This window comes from Fulvimonas sp. R45 (assembly GCF_030504985.1).
Lineage (GTDB): Bacteria > Pseudomonadota > Gammaproteobacteria > Xanthomonadales > Rhodanobacteraceae > Rhodanobacter_A.
In genome coordinates, this window is sequence record NZ_JASERU010000018.1 from 1 (window position 1) to 18,539 (window position 18,539).

Consider the following 18,539-nt stretch of genomic DNA (forward strand, 5'->3'; position numbering starts at 1 on the left):
GACCCGGCTCAGCTTTCAGGGATTCACGCGTGCGATCGTCGCCGAACTGCGCTACGCCCCGCTGGAAACCCCGGGTGCCTTTCCCAAACGACTCGCCCGGCTCCGGCAGCAAGCTCGCGTCTACCTGTTACCTCCACGACGACAACGATCGTATTCGCGCGAAGTCAAACGACGACCGCAAAAATACCCTATGAAAAATGCCAGTCAGCTTAACTGACTGGCATTAGGCCATGCGCCGGGCTTTTCGTTTTCGGGGCCCTTGCGTTCAAGGCCGGGTGGGCTGGTCCGCACCGCTGCCGTGGCGGCCGGCATGCTTCCGCAACTGGTCGAATTCCGCCTTGTCGATCTTCTGCACCGAGCGGATCGCGCACGGTGGCTGGTAGCGCGAGCGGACCGTCTCGCCGGCCTCGCCGCAGATGCTCCACGGCATCACCGCCTGGTTGGCCGGGTTGGAGCGGAAGCTGAGGCCGCCCGGCGGCATGCCCAGGCGGGGACAGTCCGCCTGCAGCTTCACCAGGTAGCGGTCGGGGCCGGCGCGCGCGATGACGGTGCGCTTGTCCACCACGTGCCATTCGTTGATGCGGTCGCTGCGCAGGCAGCTGGAGACCGGACGTATCGGCTGGTACTGCGGCGCATGCGTATCGGCCATGGCCGCGGATGCGCCCGCCATGCAGGCGAGCGCCAGTGCGGGCAGGATGAGGGTGATGGGTTTCATGGGACACCTCGCCGTTGGAGTGACTGGCGCAGGCAATCGTGCCGCCGCGCCGCGGTTCGACGATCTGCCATCCGCGGATCACACCATTTGAACGGGTGCTGCGGCATGGTAGGGCGATGGTCACGCGTCCCCACGCCCGCCGCAAGGCACCCTGCAACAATGCCGGCCAGGCGGTGGGTTGGCCATGAACGCAGCGCAGCCCGTACCCGCGGTCGTCGATGCGGCGACGCGTTTCCGCCGGGTGCGCGGCCACACGCTGGCGCTGTGCGCCGGGCTGGGCGCGGAGGACATGCAGGTGCAGTCCATGCCCGACGCCAGCCCGGGCAAGTGGCACCTGGCGCACACCACGTGGTTCTTCGAGCAGTTCGTGCTGGGCCTGGACCCGGCATGGCGCCCGCGCCATCCCGAATGGCACTACCTGTTCAACTCTTACTACCAGACCGTGGGGCCGATGCACGAGCGCCCGCGGCGCGGCCTGCTGACCCGGCCCACGCTGGACGAGGTGCTGGACTACCGCCGGCGCGTCGATGCGGCGGTGGAGGATCGCCTGTCGCGCGACCACGCCCCCGAACTGGCGCGCCGGGTGGCGCTGGGCCTGCAGCATGAACAGCAGCACCAGGAACTGTTGCTCACCGACATCAAGCACGCGTTCTGGTGCAACCCGTTGCGGCCGGCCCTGCTCGACGCGCCGCCTGCACCGTCGTCGGCCGGGGCCGCGCCGCTGCATTTCCTGCCGGGCCGCGAGGGCATCGTGGAGATCGGCCACGCCGGCGACGGCTTCGCCTTCGACAACGAGACGCCGCGGCACCGTACCCTGCTGCAGGCGCACGCGCTGGCCGATCGATTGGCGACCAACGCCGAGTACCTGGAGTTCGTGCGCGACGGCGGCTACCGCGAGCCGTCGCTGTGGCTGTCCGACGGCTGGGCGCTGGTACAGCGCGAAAGCTGGCGGCATCCGCTGTACTGGCAGGACGGGCTGGACAGCGAATTCACCCTGGCCGGCATGCAGGCCTTGGACCCGGCCGCGCCGGTCTGCCACCTCAGCTTCTTCGAGGCCGACGCGTTCGCCCGCTGGGCCGGCGCCCGGCTGCCCACCGAGGCCGAATGGGAAGACGCCGCCGCCGGCGTGTCCGTGCACGGCAACCTGCAATACGCGGGCCGCCTGCATCCGCGGCCGGCCGAACCGGGCGAGAGCCTGCGCCAGCTCTACGGCGACGTGTGGGAATGGACCGCCTCGCCCTACGTCGGCTACCCCCGCTTCAAGCCGCTGCCCGGTGCGCTGGGCGAGTACAACGGCAAGTTCATGAACGGCCAGTGGGTGCTGCGCGGCGGCTCCTGCGCCACACCCGACGACCACGTCCGCGCCAGCTACCGCAACTTCTTCCCGCCCCATGCGCGCTGGCAGTTCGCCGGCGTGCGCCTGGCGCGGGACCGATGAACGCCATGCCCCGGAGCCCCCGCCGATGAACCTGCCCGCCAGCGCCCTGCGCGACGACGACCGCCGCCCGCCGGCCGACGAGCTGCTGGAAACCGTGCAGCGCGGCCTGCGCGCCCGGCCCAAGCGGCTGCCCTCGTGGCTGTTCTACGACGAGCGCGGCTCGGAGCTGTTCGAGCGCATCTGCGAGCAGCCGGAGTACTACCTCACCCGTTGCGAGATCGCGCTGCTGCGCGAGCATGCGCCGGCCATCGGCGCCGCGCTGGGGCCGGACGTGCGCCTGGTGGAATACGGCAGCGGCCACGCGCACAAGACGCGCCTGCTGCTCGAACACCTGGAGCGGCCGGTGGCCTGGGTGCCGGTGGAGATCTCCGCCGAGCCGCTGCGGCTCAGCGTGCGGCGCATGGCGGAGTGCTTCCCGCACCTGCCGATGCAGCCGCTGGGCGCCGATTTCACCCGCCCGCTGCGCCTGCCGGTGCCGCCGCGCGCGCCGCGGCGCACGGTGCTGTATTTCCCCGGTTCCACCATCGGCAACTTCGACCACGCCGAGGCGGCCGCCCTGCTGCGCAAGATGCGCGCCGAGATGGGCGAGGCCGGCGGCCTGCTGATCGGCGTGGACCTGAAGAAGGACAACGCCATCCTGGAGGCGGCCTACAACGACCGCGCCGGCGTCACCGCCGAGTTCACCCTGAACATGCTGGCACGCCTGAACCGCGAGCTGGGCTGCGACTTCGACCTCGCCGCCTTCCGCCATCGCGCCCGCTACAACGCGATGGCCGGCCGCATCGAGACCCACATCGTCAGCACGCGCGAGCAGCGCGTCCGCGTCGGCCGCCAGCGGGCCGCCTTCGGCGCGGGCGAGGCCATGCTGGTGGAATACAGCTGCAAGTACTCGGTCGAGGACTTCGCCGCCCTGGCCACCCGCGCCGGCCTGCGCGTGGAACGCAGCTGGTTCGATCCGCAGCGCATGTTCGGCGTGCACTACCTGGTGCGGGCGTAGCGTCTGGGCCGGGCGGCGCCGGAGGCCCGCTCACTTCATGCCTCGGATGGCTGGCCCCGGCGCGGGAATCGTGCGGCGGCAAGGCATCCTTCTTGAAGGATTTGCCGGGTACGCGGCTAGGCCCGCGAGTCCCGCTCCAGCCGGCCGAACCGCAGGGTCACAGAAGCACTGACGGCCAGCGATAGCGCGAAAATGGCAGCGAAGACGAGCCAGCTCTGGAAACGAAAGCCCAAGACAACCGACGTTACACCCAGGCACGCCGCCAGGATGCGAAGCGCCATGGACAGCTTGAGGTGCGACAGTTTGAGCCGCAAATGCGCGCCGCAATCCGTGCATTGAAGCGCTCCGGACCCACCCACGAGCCACACCCGGGTGAATGGAACCGAAGAGTTCTGGCATTCCGGGCAGTTCATGGAAGAACCCGATGTCGGAGCAAGTACCCCTGTCCGCAGTGTAGCCCTGCAGCCTGCCTTGCACTACTGCAATGTGGTGTGGCCCGACCCGCCGGGAATCAATCGTCTGCTTTGGTTTGCGCGGGCGGATTGCGGGTGGCGAGGCTGGAAATGGCAGCGAGACGACCAGGGAGTGGCGTCATTCGCCCGGGATCGACGGCTCCACCAGCCGCGCCAGCAACGTCAGCGATTCCTGCCAGCCCAGGTAGCAGGCTTCCACCGGGATGGCCTCGGGGATGCCTTCCTGGGTCACCTGCAGTTCGGTGCCGCAGGACACGGGCTTCAGCGCGATCGTGGTCACCATCTCGCCGGGCAGGCCCGGGGCGTCGAAGCGGTCCGTGTGGCGGATCAGCTCGCCCGGCTTCAGTTCGAGGTAGCTGCCGCCGAAGGCGTGGCTGTGGCCGGTGGAGAAATTGGTGAACGACATGCGGTAGTCGCCGCCCACCCGCACGTCCATGTGGTGCACCGTGCAGGTGAACCCGTCCGGCGGCAGCCACTTGGCGACCGCGCTGGCGTCGAGGAAGGCGTGGTAGATGCGCTCCGCCGGAGCGCGCAGCACGCGATGCAATGTCACGGTTCCCATGGATCACCTCGCTTGTTGGGGGGAGCGTCCTTCTGTTCATGCGACGAACGGAACATGGCGGTATCGACACCGGGACCGTGGGCGCCCCCGACTTCAGCCCGGACGCTCCCAGGACGCCATCTCGCCCGGGACGATGCGGAACAGCGGGTGCGTGCCGGGAATGCCGATGCCATCCCAGCGGCGATGGAGCTCGGGACTGCGTCGCGCCAGCTTGTCCAGCAGGTGGCGCCATTCGTGCAGGAGCTGGCCGTCGGTGCAGGCGATCGGGGCGATGCCGCGGACGGGGCCGAGTTTGCCGCGGTCGAAAGCGTAGCCGCGCGCGGTCGCCTCGGCGTGCACCGCGGCCAGGTAGGCGTTGATGGCCGAGCGCGGCGCAGGATGGTCGCGGAAGCGTTCGAGCTGCGGGTGGTGGCGGTAGCCGCGCGTCTCGCCGCGCAGCACGGCGCGCGCCAGCAGCGCTTCGCGCCACAGGGCGACCAGGCCCTGCGGATCGAGGTAGCGGGGGTGGAGGGTCCAGAGTCGCATCGGCTCAGGCCTGTTTGTGTCCGCGCACGATCCACACCCACGGGAACATCAGGAAGTTCGGCCCGTGCCGTCGCGCGTCGGCAAGCCCGTTGGCGCGCAGGGTGCGGGCGTAGTCGGCGGTGTGGCGGAAGTCGAGCAGCGCGACCCGGCCGCCGGGTTTCAGCACGCGGGCGATCTCGCGCACGGCCTGCTCGCGGTCGGTCTGGGTGGGCAGGTTGTGGATGGCGAGGCTGGAGATCACCACGTCGAAGCTGGCGTCGGGGTAGGGCATGCGGCGCATGTCGCCGGTGTCGATCCGCACGCGTTCGCGCAGGCCGGCCAGTTCCGCGTTGCGCGCGGTGGCGTCGGCGGCGTTGCCGCTCTGGTCGCGGGTGCTCCACAGGTCCAGGCCGGTGGCGCGTCCGCGCGGCAGGTTCCGTGCCGCTTCGAGCAGCAGCATGCCGCGGCCACAGCCCACGTCCAGCACCTGCTCGTCGCCGCGTAGGGCCAATGCGGCGACCATCCGGCGCAACACGGCCGGCTTGCCGCGCAGGCTGCTCAACGCCATCAGCACGGCTTCGGCCGCCAGCACGGCGCCGGTGTACACCATCGCGCCTGCCAGCGCGGGCGGCAGGATGGCGGAGCCGCCGAGACCGAGCGCCAGCAGCAGTGGCCCGCCGATGGCGAAGCCCAGCACCAGCCCGGGCGCGTCGATGCCGAATCGCGGTGTCCCCTTCATGTCGCACTCCTGGTCCGATGCCGGCATCTTGGCGGCCCGGGGGCGTGTCCGCCATTGACAGTTGTCACCGGACTGGCGGGCGCCTGTACGAGGCGCGGCGTTCTGCGACATCATCGGCCTGTTTCCACGCAGGAGTGCCACCATGAAATGGCTGATGATCCCGCTCGTCGCGCTGGCCGTGGCGGCGCCGGCGCTGGCGGCCGACACCGCCGCGCCGGACTTCGATCCGCACCGCCTTTCCGCCGAGGTCAGGACGCTGTCCTCCGACGCGTTCGAGGGCCGCGGGCCGGATACCCCCGGCGAGACGAAGACCGTGGCCTGGCTGATCGAGCAGATGAAGGCCGCCGGCCTGCAGCCCGGCGGCGCGGTGGTGGACGGCCAGCGCACCTGGACCCAGTCGGTGCCGCTGGCGCGCTTCGAGATCACCGGCACGCCGCGCTTCACCCTCACTGTCGACGGCAGGGACCAGCCGCTGACCCAGGGTGGGGAGATCGCCGTGCGCCCGTCGATGGACGGCTCGCGCAAGGTGGACATCGAGCACGCGCCGCTGGTGTTCGTGGGCTACGGCGTGAAGGCGCCGGAGCGCCACTGGGACGACTTCAAGGGCGTGGACCTGCACGGCAAGGTCGCCGTGGTGCTGGTGAACGACCCCGACTACGAGACCGGCAAGGGCGACTTCGGCGGCAAGGCCATGACCTACTACGGCCGCTGGACCTACAAGTACGAGGAAGCCGCGCGGCAGGGCGCGCTGGGCATGCTGGTGATCCACGAGACCGCGCCCGCCTCGTACGGCTGGGCCACGGTGAGGAACTCCAACACCAACGTGCAGTTCGACATCGTGCGCGACGATCCGAAGGCCGCGCATCCGCAGCTGGAAGGCTGGATCCAGCGCGACCTGGCGGTGGCGATGTTCAAGCGCGCGGGACTGGACTTCGAGGCGCTGAAGAAGCAGGCGCAGACGCGCGCGTTCAGGCCGGTCACGCTGAAGGGCGAAAGCTTCTCGGCGCACTACGACGTGGCCGTCGGCCACATCACCTCGCACAACGTGGTGGGCCGCGTCGAGGGCAGCACGCATCCCGACGAGACGGTGATCTACAGCGCGCACTGGGACCACCTGGGCATCGGCGCGCCCGACGCGAAGGGCGACCGCATCTACAACGGCGCAGTGGACAACGCCACCGGCACCGCGGCGCTGATCGAGCTGGGCCGCGCCTTTGCGCACGGGCCCAGGCCGCAGCGCAGCGTGGTGTTCCTCGCCGTCACCGCGGAGGAGAAGGGCCTGCTCGGTTCGGAGTATTACGCCAGCCACCCGCTGTACCCGCTGGACAGGACGGTGGCGGTGATCAACACCGACGCGCTCGACCCGGGCGGCGTGGCGCGCAACTTCTCCATCTCGGGCACCGCGAAGCTGGGCCTGCTGGACGACCTGGTCGCGGTGGCGAAGAAGCATGGCCAGTACTTCACGCCCGACCCGCATCCGGAGGCCGGCGGCTTCTTCCGCTCGGACCACTTCTCCTTCGCCAAGCGCGGCGTGCCGGCGCTGTCGTTCGAGTCCGGCAACGACCTGGTGGACGGCGGCAAGGCGGCCGGCGAGGCGCAGGCCAAGGCCTACACCCGCGAGCACTACCACCAGCCGTCGGACGAATGGCAGGCGGGCTGGAGCTTCGCTGGCATGGCGCACGACCTGGGCGTGCTGCACGACCTGGGCGCGCAACTGGCCGACTCGCGCGAGTGGCCAAACTGGTCGGCGGATTCGGAGTTCCGCGCGATCCGCGACCGCAGCGCGGCGGAGCGGCGTTGAACCTGTTCCTGGCTCCTCCCCCTGCTTGCAGGGGGAGGTCGGGAGGGGGTAGACGGGCTGGCCGCGAGCTTGGGTGACCCCTCCCCAGCCCTCCCCTGCGCGCAGGGGAGGGAGCACCGGAGCGGTATCCAATCCCAGCCCTCACCTGCAAGCTGGAAAGGGAGAGTTCGAACCCGTTGTCAGCCGGGGCGGCGGGCGCCCAGCAGCACCAGCACGTCCTGCGCGCTGCGGATGCGCTCGGCGGCGCCGGGCAGGTCGAGGGTGACGCGCAGCTTGTCCTGGCCGTCCAGCTTGTACACGCGCGGCAGGCTCTGGATCAGCTTGATGATCGCCATCGGGTCGACCTCGGGCTTGTCGCGGAACACGATGCGGCCGCCGTTCGGGCCGAAGTCCAGCTTGCGGATGCCCAGCGGCGTGGCCATCAGCTTCAGGCCAGACAGCGCGAACAGGGTTTTCGTGGGTTCGGGCAGCAGGCCGAAGCGGTCGATCATCTCCACCTGCAGGTCGCGCAGCGCGTCGTCGTTGCGCGCGCTGGCGATGCGCTTGTACAGCGTCAGGCGCGTGTGCACGTCGGGCAGGTAGTCGTCGGGGATCAGCGCGGGCAGGTGCAGTTCGACCTCGGTCTCGTGCTCGGACGAAAGGTCGAAGTCGGGCACCTTGCCGCTCTTCAGCGCGCGCACGGCGCGGTCCAGCAGCTCGGTATAGAGGCCGAAGCCGATCTCCTGGATCTGGCCGGACTGCTCGTCGCCCAGCAGCTCGCCGGCACCGCGGATCTCCAGGTCGTGCGTGGCGAGGGTGAAGCCGGCGCCCAGCTCCTCCAGCGAGGCCAGCGCCTCCAGCCGCTTCTCCGCGTCGGCGGTGATCGCCTTGCGGTCGGGCACGATCAGGTAGGCGTAGGCGCGGTGGTGCGAGCGGCCCACGCGGCCGCGCAGCTGGTGCAGCTGGGCCAGGCCGAAGCGGTCGGCGCGGTCGATGATGATGGTGTTGGCGGTGGGGATGTCGATGCCGGTCTCGATGATGGTGGTGCACACCAGCACGTTGAAGCGCTGGCGGTGGAAGTCCGCCATGACCTTTTCCAGCTCGCGCTCGGCCATCTGGCCGTGGGCCACGCCGATGCGCGCCTCGGGCACCAGTTCCTCCAGCTCGCGCACGGTGCGCTCGATGCTCTGCACCTCGTTGTGCAGGAAGTACACCTGGCCGCCGCGCGCCAGCTCGCGCTGGAAGGCCTCGCGGATGGTGGCCGGGTCCCAGGTGGAAATGAAGGTGCGCACGGCCATGCGGTGTGCAGGCGGGGTGGTGATCAGCGACAGGTCGCGCAGCCCGCTCATCGCCATGTTCAGCGTGCGCGGGATCGGCGTGGCGGTCATGGTGAGCAGGTCGACTTCCGCGCGCAGCTTCTTCAGCTGTTCCTTCTGGCGCACGCCGAAGCGCTGTTCCTCGTCCACGATGACGAGGCCCAGGTTCTTGAAGCGGATGTCCGGCTGCAGCAGCTTGTGCGTGCCCACGATCACGTCGATCTGGCCGTCGGCGAGCCGTTTCAGCGCCTCGTTCACCTCCTTCGACGACTTGAAGCGCGAGAGCACGTCCACCTTCACCGGCCAGTCGGCGAAGCGGTCCGCGAAGTTGCGGTAGTGCTGCTGGGCGAGCAGGGTGGTGGGTACCAGCACGGCGACCTGCTTGCCCGCGGTGGCGGCGGCGAAGGCGGCGCGCAAGGCGACTTCGGTCTTGCCGAAGCCCACGTCGCCGCAGATCACGCGGTCCATCGCGCGCGGCGCGGCGAGGTCGCGCAGCACGGCGTCGATGGCCTGTTCCTGGTCGGGCGTCTCCTCGAACGGGAAGCTGGCGCCGAATGCCTCGACGAGCTGGCGGTCCACGGCCATCGATTCGCCGCCGCGCGCCTCGCGCTGGGCGTAGATGGCCAGCAGTTCGGCGGCCACGTCGCGCACCTTCTCGGCGGCCTTCTTGCGCGCGCGCTCCCAGGCGTCGCCGCCCAGCGAGTGCAGCGGCGCCAGTTCCGGCGCGGTGCCCGAGTAGCGGCTGACCAGGCCGAGCTGCGCCACCGGCACGTAGAGCTTGTCGCCCTTGGCGTACTCGATGACCAGGAACTCGCCTTCCATGCCGCCCAGTTCCATCGACAGCAGGCCCTGGTAGCGGCCCACGCCGTGGTCCACGTGCACGATGGGCGCGCCGGCGGACAGCTCGGTGAGGTCGCGGATGATCGCGTCCGGATCGCGCGCCGCGCCGCGGCGACGGCGGCGTTCGGTGCGCACGCGCTCGCCGAACAGTTCGCGCTCGGTGAGCACGGTGAGCGCGGGTTGCTTAAGTGAGAAGCCCTGTTCCAATGGGGCGATGGTGATGGCGAACCTGGTTCCCTCGCCAGACTGTGCCGCGGCTCCCTCCCCTGCTTGCAGGGGAGGGTTGGGAAGGGGTTCTGCAGGCTTGCCGCGAGCTTGGGTTACTCCCTCCCGGCCTCCCCCTGCAGGCCGGGGGAGGAGAAAATCGTTCCAGCCGGCGACGCTTTCGGGCTTGAGCCCCGCGCCCGCCAGCGTTTCCAGCAGCGCCTCGCGCCGGCCGGCCGAGTCGGCGGCGATCAGCACGCGGCCCGGGTAGCTCTCGAGGAAATGCCGCAGCGAGGTGCCCGGTTCCTCGCCCTTGCGGTTGAGCGGCAGCTCGGGCGCCGGCTGGGTGCCGGCGTCCACCGCGTGCGCATGGCCGGGCTCCACCACTTCCACGCGCAGGCGCTTGTTGAGCTGCTCGCGCAGCTGCTCGGGCGACAGGTACAGCTCGGCCGGCGGCAGCACCGGGCGTTCGATGTCGTGGGCGCGCTGGTCGTAGCGTTCGGCCGTCTGTTTCCAGAACGCCTCGCTGGCCTCGCCCGCGCCTTCGCCGAGCACGAACAAGGCGTCGTCGGCGAGGTAATCAAAAAGAGTGGCGGTCTGGGGGAAGAACAGCGGCAGGTAGTACTCGATGCCGCCGGGCGTGACGCCTTCCTTCATGTCCTGGTACAGCGGGCAGCGGCGCACGTCGATCGGGAAGCGCTCGCGCAGCGCGTTGCGGAAGTCCTTCGCGGCGTCCTCGGTGAGCGGGAATTCGCGCGCGGGCAGCAGTTCCACCTTCTCCACCGTCTGTGCGGAGCGCTGCGTCTCCGGGTCGAAGCTGCGGATGGAGTCGACCTCGTCGTCGAACAGCTCGATGCGGTAGGGCTCGGCCGCGCCCATCGGGAAGATGTCGATCAGCGCGCCGCGCACGGCGAAGTCGCCGGGCTCGGCCACCTGCGGCACGTTGCGGTAGCCGCTGGCTTCCAGCCGGCGCTGCTCGGTGGCCAGGTCGTATTTCTGCCCCTTCGCCACCACCAGGCCGGAGCCGGCGATGTGCGAGCGCGGCGCGATGCGCTGCATCAGCGTGGCCACCGGCACCACCAGCACGCCGCGCTTCACGTTGGGCAGCCGGTACAGCGTGGCGATGCGCTGCGAGACGATCTCCGGGTGCGGGCTGAACACGTCGTAGGGCAGGGTTTCCCAGTCGGGGAAATGCAGCACCGGCAGGTCGCCGGCGAAGAGGCGCAGCTCGTCCTCCAGCGCCGAGGCGCGCTGGGTGTCGCGCGTCACCGCCACCAGCAGGCCCTCGTGGGAGCGCGCCGATTCGGCCAGCAGCAGGGCGCGTCCGGAGCCGTGGGGCGGCGTCCAGTAGCGGCGTTGCTTCGGGGTGGTGGGGAGCGGGGGATGCGGGATCGTGTTCGACATGGAGACGCGCTGGCATGACGCGGCATGCGGCCGCGTCGGAAGCGGCCAAGTGTAGCGCGATACAGGATGCCGCCCGGGACGTCGAGCGTCTTCCTCTCCCCGCCGGAGAGAGGACCGAGGTGAGGGGGCGGGCTTGCGGATGCCCGGTCGGGGCCGGTCCGGGGAAAGGGCGCGGCCAGACCGCCCCTCACCCCAACCCTCTCCCCGCAGGGGAGGGCGAGAAAGGCGTTACAGCGCCAGCGTGATCTGCGCGATGCCCGGCTCGTCCGGCAGCATCGCCGTGCGGAAGCCCAGCTCGCGGCACAATTCCAGCATGGGGCGGTTTTCCATCAGCACGTAGCCCCACAGTTCGGCCAGGCCGCGGCGGCGGCAGTCGTCCACCAGCCGCTTCATCAGCAGCGCGCCGAGGCCGCGGCGGCTCCAGGCCTGCTCCACCAGCACCGAGAACTCGGCGCTGCGGGTGGTGTCGTCCACGTAGATGCGGCCCACGCCGCGCATCTCCGCCGGGTGGACGGATTCGTCCATCAGCACGAAGGCGGTTTCCACGGCGGGGTCGATCCGGCACAGCCGCTGCGCCATCGGCGTGGGCAGCTCGGACATGGCGTGCAGGAAGCGGCGGCGGATGTCCTCCGGCGACAGGCGGGTGAAGCAGCGCTGCATCGCCGCCACGTCGCCGGGCTCGATCGCGCGCAGGCGCAGCTGGCGGCCATCGCGGGTATGGACGTGCTCGCCCGAGGCGGTCAGCAGCACATGCGGGCGTGCGAAACGCTCGCGGCTGGGCGGCGGCAGCGGGGCCAGGCGGGAAGGAGCGGCGAAGTCGATGGCGGGGATCATGGCAATGGCAGGTGCAGATGCCGTACGTATGCGTATTGTGTGCGATGCAGCATGAACATGCAATGAGGGCGGCGTGCCGTCATGACGCAGTTCCGTTCATATTTCCGACCCATGCAGGCCGGCCTTCATGTCGCGTTGCCGCAAGCGGCCGGACGCTGCACGTGCCGAGCCGGCACAATGCGGCCTCGACCCGGCACGAGGGCACATGACATGGGCGGAAGGCGGCAGGGATTCGACCGGGCGCGGCTGGAGGCGCTGTGCGCCCGCTGGCCGGGCGTCACGCGCGACATCAAGTGGGAGACGCGCCGGGTCTACAGCGTGGATGGCAAGATGTTCGCGATGACCGCGGAAGACCCGGGCGAGCCCTTCCAGCTCTACGTCAAGGTGCCCGACGAACGTTTCCTCGAACTCACCGACCGTCCCGGCATCGTGCCCGCGCCCTACCTGGCACGGGCGCGCTGGGTGATGGTGGCCGAACCCGCGCGCCTCGGCGCCGCCGAGCTGGCCGCCCTGGTGCTCGATTCCTACGCCCTGGTGCGCGCGAAGCTGGCGAAGCGGCGGCAGGCGGAACTGGGGCCGCTGCCGGTGCCGGAGGCGGTGCGATGAACCAGCACCTGGCCGCGCTGGCCCTGCTGGTGGCCGACTACGCCGCCGCCGTGGCGCCCGGGCGCCGCGTCAGTAGCTTTTGCCGCGCGCCGACACCGGCCAGACCACCTCGACCTTGCCGTTGCGTACGCCCACGTACCAGTCGTGCAGGTTGCAGGTGGGGTCGCAGTGCCCGGGCACCAGCCGCAGCTTCTCGTTGATGCGCAGTACGCCGCGCCGGTCCACGATCACGCCGTGCTCGTCGGACGCGTTGACGTACGCCACGTCGTCGCGGCCGTGGACGACGGGAAGGCCGCTGTCCAGCGACAGCACCTTGAGTCCCGCGTCGCAGACCGCCTGGCCGGGTTTCGCGCGGCTCATCACCGAGGTCAGCACGAACAGCGCGTTCTCCCACTCGCCCTGGTCGAGGCGCCACCCATCCTCGTCCAGGATGCGCCCGTAGTCCGCGTCCATGAAGGCGTAGCTGCCGCACTGCAGTTCGTTGTAGATGCCCGAGTTCGATTCGAAGCGGTAGGAGCCGGTGCCGCCGCCGGAGACCAGCGCGGGCGGCAGGCCGGCGGCACGCAGGTCCGCGACGACGGCCTCCGCCAGCGCGATGGCGACGTCGAGCCGGGCCTTGCGGTCCGCGTAGCGTTCCAGGTGCTGCATGGCGCCCTGGTAGGCCTGGATGCCGGCGAATTCCAGCCCGGGCGCGGCGCCGATGGCCCGGGCCAGCGCGACCGCCTCGCCGGGCGTGGCGACGCCGCAGCGGCCGGCGCCGCAGTCGACCTCGACCAGGCACGCCAGGGTGTTGCCGTGCCTTTGCGTCGCCGCGGAAAGCTCGGCGACGTTCGCGGGATCGTCGACGCAGACGGTGACCCGCGCGCCATATCCCGGCAGCCGTGCGAGCCGGTCGAGCTTGCCCGGGTCGCGCACCTGGTTGGAGACGAGGATGTCCCGGATGCCGCCGCGCGCGAAGACCTCCGCCTCGGATACCTTCTGGCAGCAGACGCCGACCGCCCCGCCCAGGCGCTCCTGCAGCTTCTGCACGTCCACCGACCTGTGCATCTTGCCGTGGCTGCGGTGGCGCATGCCGTGCGCCTTCGCGTAGTCGCCCATCGTGCGGATGTTGCGCTCCAGCGCGTCGAGATCGAGCAGCAGGCAGGGCGTCTGGATGTCGGCCTCGTCCATGCCCGGCAGGGCGGGGATGTCGTAGCCGACCTCGTAGCCGGCGAAATCGGGCGGTGCGTTCACGGGAAGTCTCCGGGGGGGCAACGACCGGCGCGTGGCGGGATGCCGCGCAGTCAACGCGGGCCGCATCCACGGTGTCAAGCGCGGCATGCGCGTACAGGCGTGCTCATGCCTGCGCCGACGGTGCGTAGGCGACCCAGCCCTTGAACGTGAATCCCGCATAGAACAGCTCGACGCCCTCGAAGCCGGCTTCTTCCAGCAGGGCGGTTTCCTGCGCCGGCGACAGCAGGGGCAGGCGTGCGCCGATGGCCTCGATGGCGCGGCGGGCGTCCACGTCGGGAATGCCGGACGCGCTGGCGTAGGCCGCATACCGGGCCAGCCAGCGCGACTTGCCCGCGCGATCCAGCGGCACGCTGTGATGGGCCACCACCAGCGGCGCGCCGGGTTTCAGGCGGCGCCGCAAGGCGTCGAGCGTGTGCAGGCGCTGTTCGCGCGTGAGGAAATGCAGGGTCAGCAGGCAGGTGGCGCCGTCGAAGGCGGTGTCGGGTGCGTCATCGATGAGGCCCTCGAGCAGCTCCACGCGCGATGCGAGCGGCCCCAGGGTGTCGCGCGCCAGCGCCAGCATTTGCGGCGACGGGTCGACGCCAAGCAGGCGCCATCCGGGCTGCGCCTGGGCGAACACCTTCAGCTCTAGGCCGCCGCCCGCGCCGAGCACGAGCACCTGCCCATCGGCAGGCACGCGCTCGGCCAGCAACAGGGTGGCCATCCGTTGCAGGGCGTGGAAACCGGGGACCTGCCTGGCAGGGCCCTCGGCGTAGCGGGCGACGGCTTGGGGATCGGCGAATGACATCGGGTGGCTCCACGCGGTTGACGGTTGCGCTTTTAATGTAACATCATTAGTTACATGAAACGAGACAGTCGATTGTCGGCCGTGCTCCATGCGCTGCTGCACATGGCGGAGCGCATCGAACCCATGACCTCGGACGAGCTGGCGCAGTGCCTGGGCACGCACCCGGTGGTGGTCCGGCGCACCCTGGGACTGCTGCGCGAGGCCGGCCTGGTCGCCGCGGGCCGCGGCCATGCCGGCGGGTGGCGCATCACGGCGGACCTCTCGAGCGTCACGCTCAGGCAACTGCACGAAGTGTTGGGCGAACCCGCGCTGTTCGCGGTCGGCAACCGCGACGAGAACCCTGGCTGCCTGGTCGAGCAGGCGGTCAACGCCGCGCTCGACGACGCCTTCGAGGCGGCTGAAGCCCTGCTGCTGGAACGCTTCGCCGCGGTCACCCTGGCCGACCTGGCCGCTGATTTCGCGCGCCGGCACCAGGCCCGGCGATCCGGAGGAAAACGATGAGATACGACGCGATCGTCGTGGGCGGCAGCTACGCGGGCATGGCCGCCGCCCTGCAACTGGTGAGGGCGCGCCGCACGGTGCGGGTGATCGACGCCGGCCAGCGGCGCAACCGCGCGGCGGCGCATTCGCACGGTTTCCTGGGGCAGGACGGCGCGGACCCGGCGACGATCGCGCGCACCGCGCGCCTCCAGCTCGAAGCTTATCCCACCCTGGCCTGGCGCGACGGCGAGGTGACGGACGCCTCCGGCCGCAAGGACGACTTCACCGTGCGCACGCGCGAAGGCGGCGAGTACCGCGCGCGGCGCCTGCTGCTGGCGACGGGCGTCGCCGACCGGTTGCCGGCGGTCGAGGGGCTGGCCGAGCGTTGGGGCCGCAGCGCCTTCCATTGTCCCTACTGCCACGGCTACGAGCTGGACGAGGGCCGCATCGGCGTCATCGGCGCGGTGCCGATGTCGGCGCACCAGGCCATGCTGCTGGCGGAGTGGGGCCGGGTCACCTTCTTCCCCAATGGCGCGGTCGAGCTGGACGGGCAGGCCGCGCGCGAACTGGCGGAACGCGGCGTCGCGGTTGAACCTATGCGCATCGCGAAGATCGACGGTCATGCGGACGTACTGCTCGCCGACGGCCGTCGGCTGTCGTTCGCCGGGTTGTTCACCGCGCCGCGCAACGCGCCTTCGACGCCGGTAGCCGAGCGTCTGGGATGCGCGCTGATGGAAACGCCGATGGGCGTACAGATCCGCACCGGCGAGACGAAGGAAACCAGCGTGCCCGGCGCCTACGCCTGCGGCGACGTGGCGCGGGTGCCGCATTCGATCTCGCTTGCGGTGGCGGATGGCGCCTGGGCCGGCGCGCAGGTGCACCAGTCGCTGGTCTGGGCGGCAGCCGGCGGCGCCTGAGCGCGCTGCGCCCGCGCCTCAATCGGCGACGTCGGGCTCGAAGAAACTCCAGCGGATCTCGTCGAAGGCGGCCTTCATGTCGCGCTCGACCGCGTTGATCGCATCGATCAGGGCGCGGTCGCCGGCGACCGGCGCCATGCGCGCCTTCACCGCCACCATCGCGTCCGGGCCCATCTGCAGGGTGATCAGGTTCAGCACCTCGGCCACCTCCGGCCGGGCCTGGAGGAAGGCGAGCAGTTCCGCGCGGCGCGCGGGGTCGATGCCCTGGCCGATCAGCAGCGCCTTCACCTCGATCGCCACCGCCACCGCCACCAGCACCAGCAGCACGCCGATGGCGACGGTGCCCAGCGCGTCGAACAGCAGGTTGCCGGTGAGCATGGTGGCGCCCACCGCCAGCGCGGCCAGGCACAGGCCGAGCAGGGCGGCGAAGTCCTCGCCGAAGATCACCAGCAGTTCGCTGGAGCGCGTCTCGCGGAACCAGCGCCACAGGCCGCGCCCGCCGCGCGCCTTGTTCACTTCCTGCAGGCAGCCGTGCATGGAATAGCCTTCGGCCACGATGCCGAAGGCCAGCACGCCCAGCGCCAGCCACGGCCACTTCAGCGGCTCGGGATGGCCGAGCTTGTGCACGCCCTCGTAGATCGAGAACACGCCGCCCACGCTGAACAGCAGCAGCGCCACCAGGAACGACCAGAAATACAGCGCGCGCCCCCAGCCCAGCGGGTACTCGTCGGACGGCGGCCGCTTCGCCTGGCGCATGCCGAACAGCAGCAGGCCCTGGTTGCCGCAGTCGGCCAGCGAATGGACCGCCTCCGCCAGCATCGCCCCCGAGCCGGTGACCACGGCGGCGACCAGCTTGGCGACGAAGATGGCGAAGTTCGCGCCGAGGGCGAGCAGGATCGCCTTCAGCGAATTGGCGTGGCCGGACATGCGTGCCCCTGAAGCGGGAATTGGCCGGTCATTGTAGTGGGCGCAGGCACGGTTCGCGCGGGGCAGCCATCCGTAGTCGAGTCGTTGCCCAGCCGCGGGACCGATCACAGCGCCTCAGCGGATGCCGACGCCCACGCCCACGCCGAAGTGCACGTTGTTGCGGCCCTTCTGCATCTCGTCGGCGGTCCAGCGGTGCGATTGCACCACCGTCACCAGCGGGAACACGTAGTCGGCCTGGCCGACCTTGCCCACGCGGCTGCCGTCGAGCGTTCCGCTGACGGTGACCGGTGCGCCGGCCGGGTAGTCCAGCGGTTCCACGTAGCCGGGCAGGGTGGCGATGAAGCGGCCGGCGGCGGTGCCGTCGAGGCGCGGGCGCTGCGAGCCGTCGAGCGGGTAGGCCAGCACCTCGATCTCGCTGTCGCCCGCGAGGTTCCTCACCGCCACCACCGTGCCGCCCCAGATCACGCTGCCGTGCGCGTAGCGCTCGGGCGCCTGCGCCACCTGCATCGGCGTGGCGGCGACGGCGTCGGGTGCCGGCCGGTAGATCGGCGCCGGGGCGCAGGCAGCCAGCAGCAGCGGGAGGATCAGCAGGGGCAGGTGGCGGATGGCGATGCGCATGGCTGGACTCCTGTGGCGTGGCTCGCCCGGCGTCGTTCCCGCGTGGCAGGGCCCGGATGCCTGACGTCCGGCCTAAGCTACAACAAGCCGTGTCGCCGGGGCGTGCGGGCCGTGCCGCCGTTCAGCGTGGCGGGCGACGGAGCCGTCCGGCCGGCGAGGCCGGCGCCACGGGCGGGCGTTGCGGTGCGGCGGCCTCGCCTTCCTGCAGCAGCCAGTCCAGCGTCCAGGTGGCGGGGCGTTCCTGCGACAGCAGGCGCGCCAGCGCGCGCAGCGGTTCGCGCAGGGCCTCGTCGAGCTTCCACGGCGCGTTGAAGATGGCCATGCCCGAGCCGTTGAGGCGCAGCGGCGTGTCGTCCGGATGCACCAGCAATTCCGCGCGCAGCACGCGTTTCGCGCCGCTGTGGCGCAGCTTGCGCAGGAACGGCTGCACCTGGCTGCGCAGCTTCACCGGATACCACACCGCGTAGATGCCGCCGGGCCAGCGCTGCAGGGCTTCCTTCAAGGCCTTCTCGATGCTGGCGTATTCGGCGTCCTGCTCGTAGGGCGGGTCGACCAGCACCAGGCCGCGTTTTTCCCGTGGCGGCAGCAGCGCCTTCAGCGCGGCGTAGCCGTCGCGCTGATGCACGTGTACGCGGGCGTCGCCGTGGAACAGCTCGCGCAGGCGCGCGGCTTCGTCGGGATGCAGCTCGCAGGCGTGCAGGCTGTCACCGTGGCGCAGCGCGCGGGCGGCCTGCAGCGGCGAACCGGGGTAGAGCTTCAGGCCGTGCTCGTTGCCGGGCAGGGCGAGGATGTCGTCCAGCCAGCGGCGCAGCAGCGGCGGCAGGGTTCCCGCATCCGCGCCGCCGCCATGCAGGTCGGGGAACAGCAGGCGCGCGATGCCGTCGCGGTATTCGCCGGTCTTGCCGGCTTCCTCGCTGTCCAGCGCATAGCAGCCGCTGCCGGCGTGGGTGTCGAGCAGGCAGAACGGCGCGGGCTTGGCGTGCAGCGATTCGATGAGTGCGCGCAGCACCACATGCTTGAGGACGTCGGCGAAGTTGCCCGCGTGGTAGGCGTGGCGGTAGTTCATGGCGGCGATGGCGTGGGCGGCGGACAAGTATAGGGCCGCGAAACCCGCCGCGGCCCGCGTGGAGCCAGCTTCAGGGTTGAGCGCCCGCGCGCGGCGTGG

18 protein-coding genes and 1 pseudogene are annotated in these 18,539 nt (G+C 70.7%); 7 read left to right on the forward strand and 12 right to left on the reverse strand.

Going from position 1 to position 18,539, the window contains the following annotated elements; all coding sequences use genetic code 11:
• Nucleotides 1-217: pseudogene (locus QMK61_RS14405) on the forward strand (DDE transposase); the annotation flags it as partial.
• Nucleotides 218-265: 48 nt separating this feature from the next.
• Here the strand turns inward: QMK61_RS14405 and QMK61_RS14410 are convergent.
• Nucleotides 266-715, reverse strand: coding sequence for a DUF6491 family protein (locus tag QMK61_RS14410; RefSeq protein ID WP_302072924.1), 450 nt, complete (start codon nt 713-715; stop codon nt 266-268).
• 184 nt (nt 716-899) lie between these two features.
• On the opposite strand from QMK61_RS14410, the gene egtB reads away from it, so the two are divergent.
• Entirely contained in the window at nt 900-2,153 is a 1,254-nt protein-coding gene (gene egtB, locus QMK61_RS14415) for an ergothioneine biosynthesis protein EgtB (protein WP_302072925.1), read from the forward strand.
• A 25-nt stretch (nt 2,154-2,178) separates the two neighbouring features.
• Nucleotides 2,179-3,150 (forward strand): L-histidine N(alpha)-methyltransferase, encoded by a 972-nt coding sequence (gene egtD, locus QMK61_RS14420; RefSeq protein WP_302072926.1) that lies wholly within the window; start codon nt 2,179-2,181, stop codon nt 3,148-3,150.
• Between the two features lie 116 nt (nt 3,151-3,266).
• Here egtD and QMK61_RS14425 read toward each other — a convergent pair whose 3' ends face one another.
• The 4 genes from QMK61_RS14425 to QMK61_RS14440 form a co-directional block, all read right to left on the reverse strand.
• Entirely contained in the window at nt 3,267-3,563 is a 297-nt protein-coding gene (locus tag QMK61_RS14425; RefSeq protein ID WP_302072927.1) for a hypothetical protein, read from the reverse strand.
• 178 nt (nt 3,564-3,741) lie between these two features.
• Complete coding sequence (locus tag QMK61_RS14430) at nt 3,742-4,185, reverse strand: SRPBCC family protein (RefSeq protein WP_302072928.1); 444 nt, start codon at nt 4,183-4,185, stop codon at nt 3,742-3,744.
• Nucleotides 4,186-4,278: 93 nt separating this feature from the next.
• Nucleotides 4,279-4,710, reverse strand: a complete 432-nt coding sequence (locus QMK61_RS14435) for a pyrimidine dimer DNA glycosylase/endonuclease V (RefSeq protein WP_302072929.1) — start codon at nt 4,708-4,710, stop codon at nt 4,279-4,281.
• Nucleotides 4,711-4,714: 4 nt separating this feature from the next.
• A complete protein-coding gene (locus tag QMK61_RS14440) occupies nt 4,715-5,428 on the reverse strand; it encodes a class I SAM-dependent methyltransferase (protein WP_302072930.1) in 714 nt (237 codons plus the stop codon).
• 142 nt (nt 5,429-5,570) lie between these two features.
• Here QMK61_RS14440 and QMK61_RS14445 point away from each other — a divergent pair, with 142 nt between their 5' ends.
• Nucleotides 5,571-7,229 (forward strand): M28 family metallopeptidase, encoded by a 1,659-nt coding sequence (locus tag QMK61_RS14445; protein WP_302072931.1) that lies wholly within the window; start codon nt 5,571-5,573, stop codon nt 7,227-7,229.
• Nucleotides 7,230-7,408: 179 nt separating this feature from the next.
• On the opposite strand, the gene mfd is transcribed toward QMK61_RS14445, so the two are convergent.
• Nucleotides 7,409-10,972 carry a transcription-repair coupling factor gene (mfd, locus tag QMK61_RS14450; protein WP_302072932.1) on the reverse strand — a complete coding sequence of 1,188 codons (3,564 nt, stop codon included), beginning with the start codon at nt 10,970-10,972 and terminating at the stop codon, nt 7,409-7,411.
• Between the two features lie 228 nt (nt 10,973-11,200).
• Nucleotides 11,201-11,806 (reverse strand): GNAT family N-acetyltransferase, encoded by a 606-nt coding sequence (locus tag QMK61_RS14455; RefSeq protein ID WP_302072933.1) that lies wholly within the window; start codon nt 11,804-11,806, stop codon nt 11,201-11,203.
• 210 nt (nt 11,807-12,016) lie between these two features.
• Here QMK61_RS14455 and QMK61_RS14460 point away from each other — a divergent pair, with 210 nt between their 5' ends.
• Nucleotides 12,017-12,412 carry an MmcQ/YjbR family DNA-binding protein gene (locus QMK61_RS14460; RefSeq protein ID WP_302072934.1) on the forward strand — a complete coding sequence of 132 codons (396 nt, stop codon included), beginning with the start codon at nt 12,017-12,019 and terminating at the stop codon, nt 12,410-12,412.
• 69 nt (nt 12,413-12,481) lie between these two features.
• Here QMK61_RS14460 and bhcC read toward each other — a convergent pair whose 3' ends face one another.
• Complete coding sequence (gene bhcC, locus QMK61_RS14465) at nt 12,482-13,645, reverse strand: 3-hydroxy-D-aspartate aldolase BhcC (RefSeq protein WP_302072935.1); 1,164 nt, start codon at nt 13,643-13,645, stop codon at nt 12,482-12,484.
• Between the two features lie 103 nt (nt 13,646-13,748).
• Nucleotides 13,749-14,432, reverse strand: a complete 684-nt coding sequence (locus QMK61_RS14470; protein ID WP_302072936.1) for a class I SAM-dependent methyltransferase — start codon at nt 14,430-14,432, stop codon at nt 13,749-13,751.
• 54 nt (nt 14,433-14,486) lie between these two features.
• On the opposite strand from QMK61_RS14470, the gene QMK61_RS14475 reads away from it, so the two are divergent.
• Both QMK61_RS14475 and QMK61_RS14480 read left to right on the forward strand, forming a co-directional pair.
• The gene (locus tag QMK61_RS14475; protein WP_302072937.1) at nt 14,487-14,933 is read left to right on the forward strand and encodes an Rrf2 family transcriptional regulator; all 447 of its coding nucleotides are present in this window, start codon (nt 14,487-14,489) and stop codon (nt 14,931-14,933) included.
• Complete coding sequence (locus tag QMK61_RS14480) at nt 14,930-15,829, forward strand: NAD(P)/FAD-dependent oxidoreductase (protein ID WP_302072938.1); 900 nt, start codon at nt 14,930-14,932, stop codon at nt 15,827-15,829. The genes QMK61_RS14475 and QMK61_RS14480 overlap by 4 nt, the downstream gene beginning before the upstream one ends.
• Before the next feature lie 18 nt (nt 15,830-15,847).
• On the opposite strand, the gene QMK61_RS14485 is transcribed toward QMK61_RS14480, so the two are convergent.
• The 3 genes from QMK61_RS14485 to rlmJ form a co-directional block, all read right to left on the reverse strand.
• Nucleotides 15,848-16,756, reverse strand: coding sequence for a cation diffusion facilitator family transporter (locus tag QMK61_RS14485; RefSeq protein WP_302072939.1), 909 nt, complete (start codon nt 16,754-16,756; stop codon nt 15,848-15,850).
• A 114-nt stretch (nt 16,757-16,870) separates the two neighbouring features.
• The gene (locus QMK61_RS14490; protein ID WP_302072940.1) at nt 16,871-17,374 is read right to left on the reverse strand and encodes a Slp family lipoprotein; all 504 of its coding nucleotides are present in this window, start codon (nt 17,372-17,374) and stop codon (nt 16,871-16,873) included.
• A gap of 121 nt (nt 17,375-17,495) precedes the next feature.
• Nucleotides 17,496-18,440 (reverse strand): 23S rRNA (adenine(2030)-N(6))-methyltransferase RlmJ, encoded by a 945-nt coding sequence (gene rlmJ, locus QMK61_RS14495; protein WP_302072979.1) that lies wholly within the window; start codon nt 18,438-18,440, stop codon nt 17,496-17,498.
• Nucleotides 18,441-18,539: the final 99 nt, after the last annotated feature.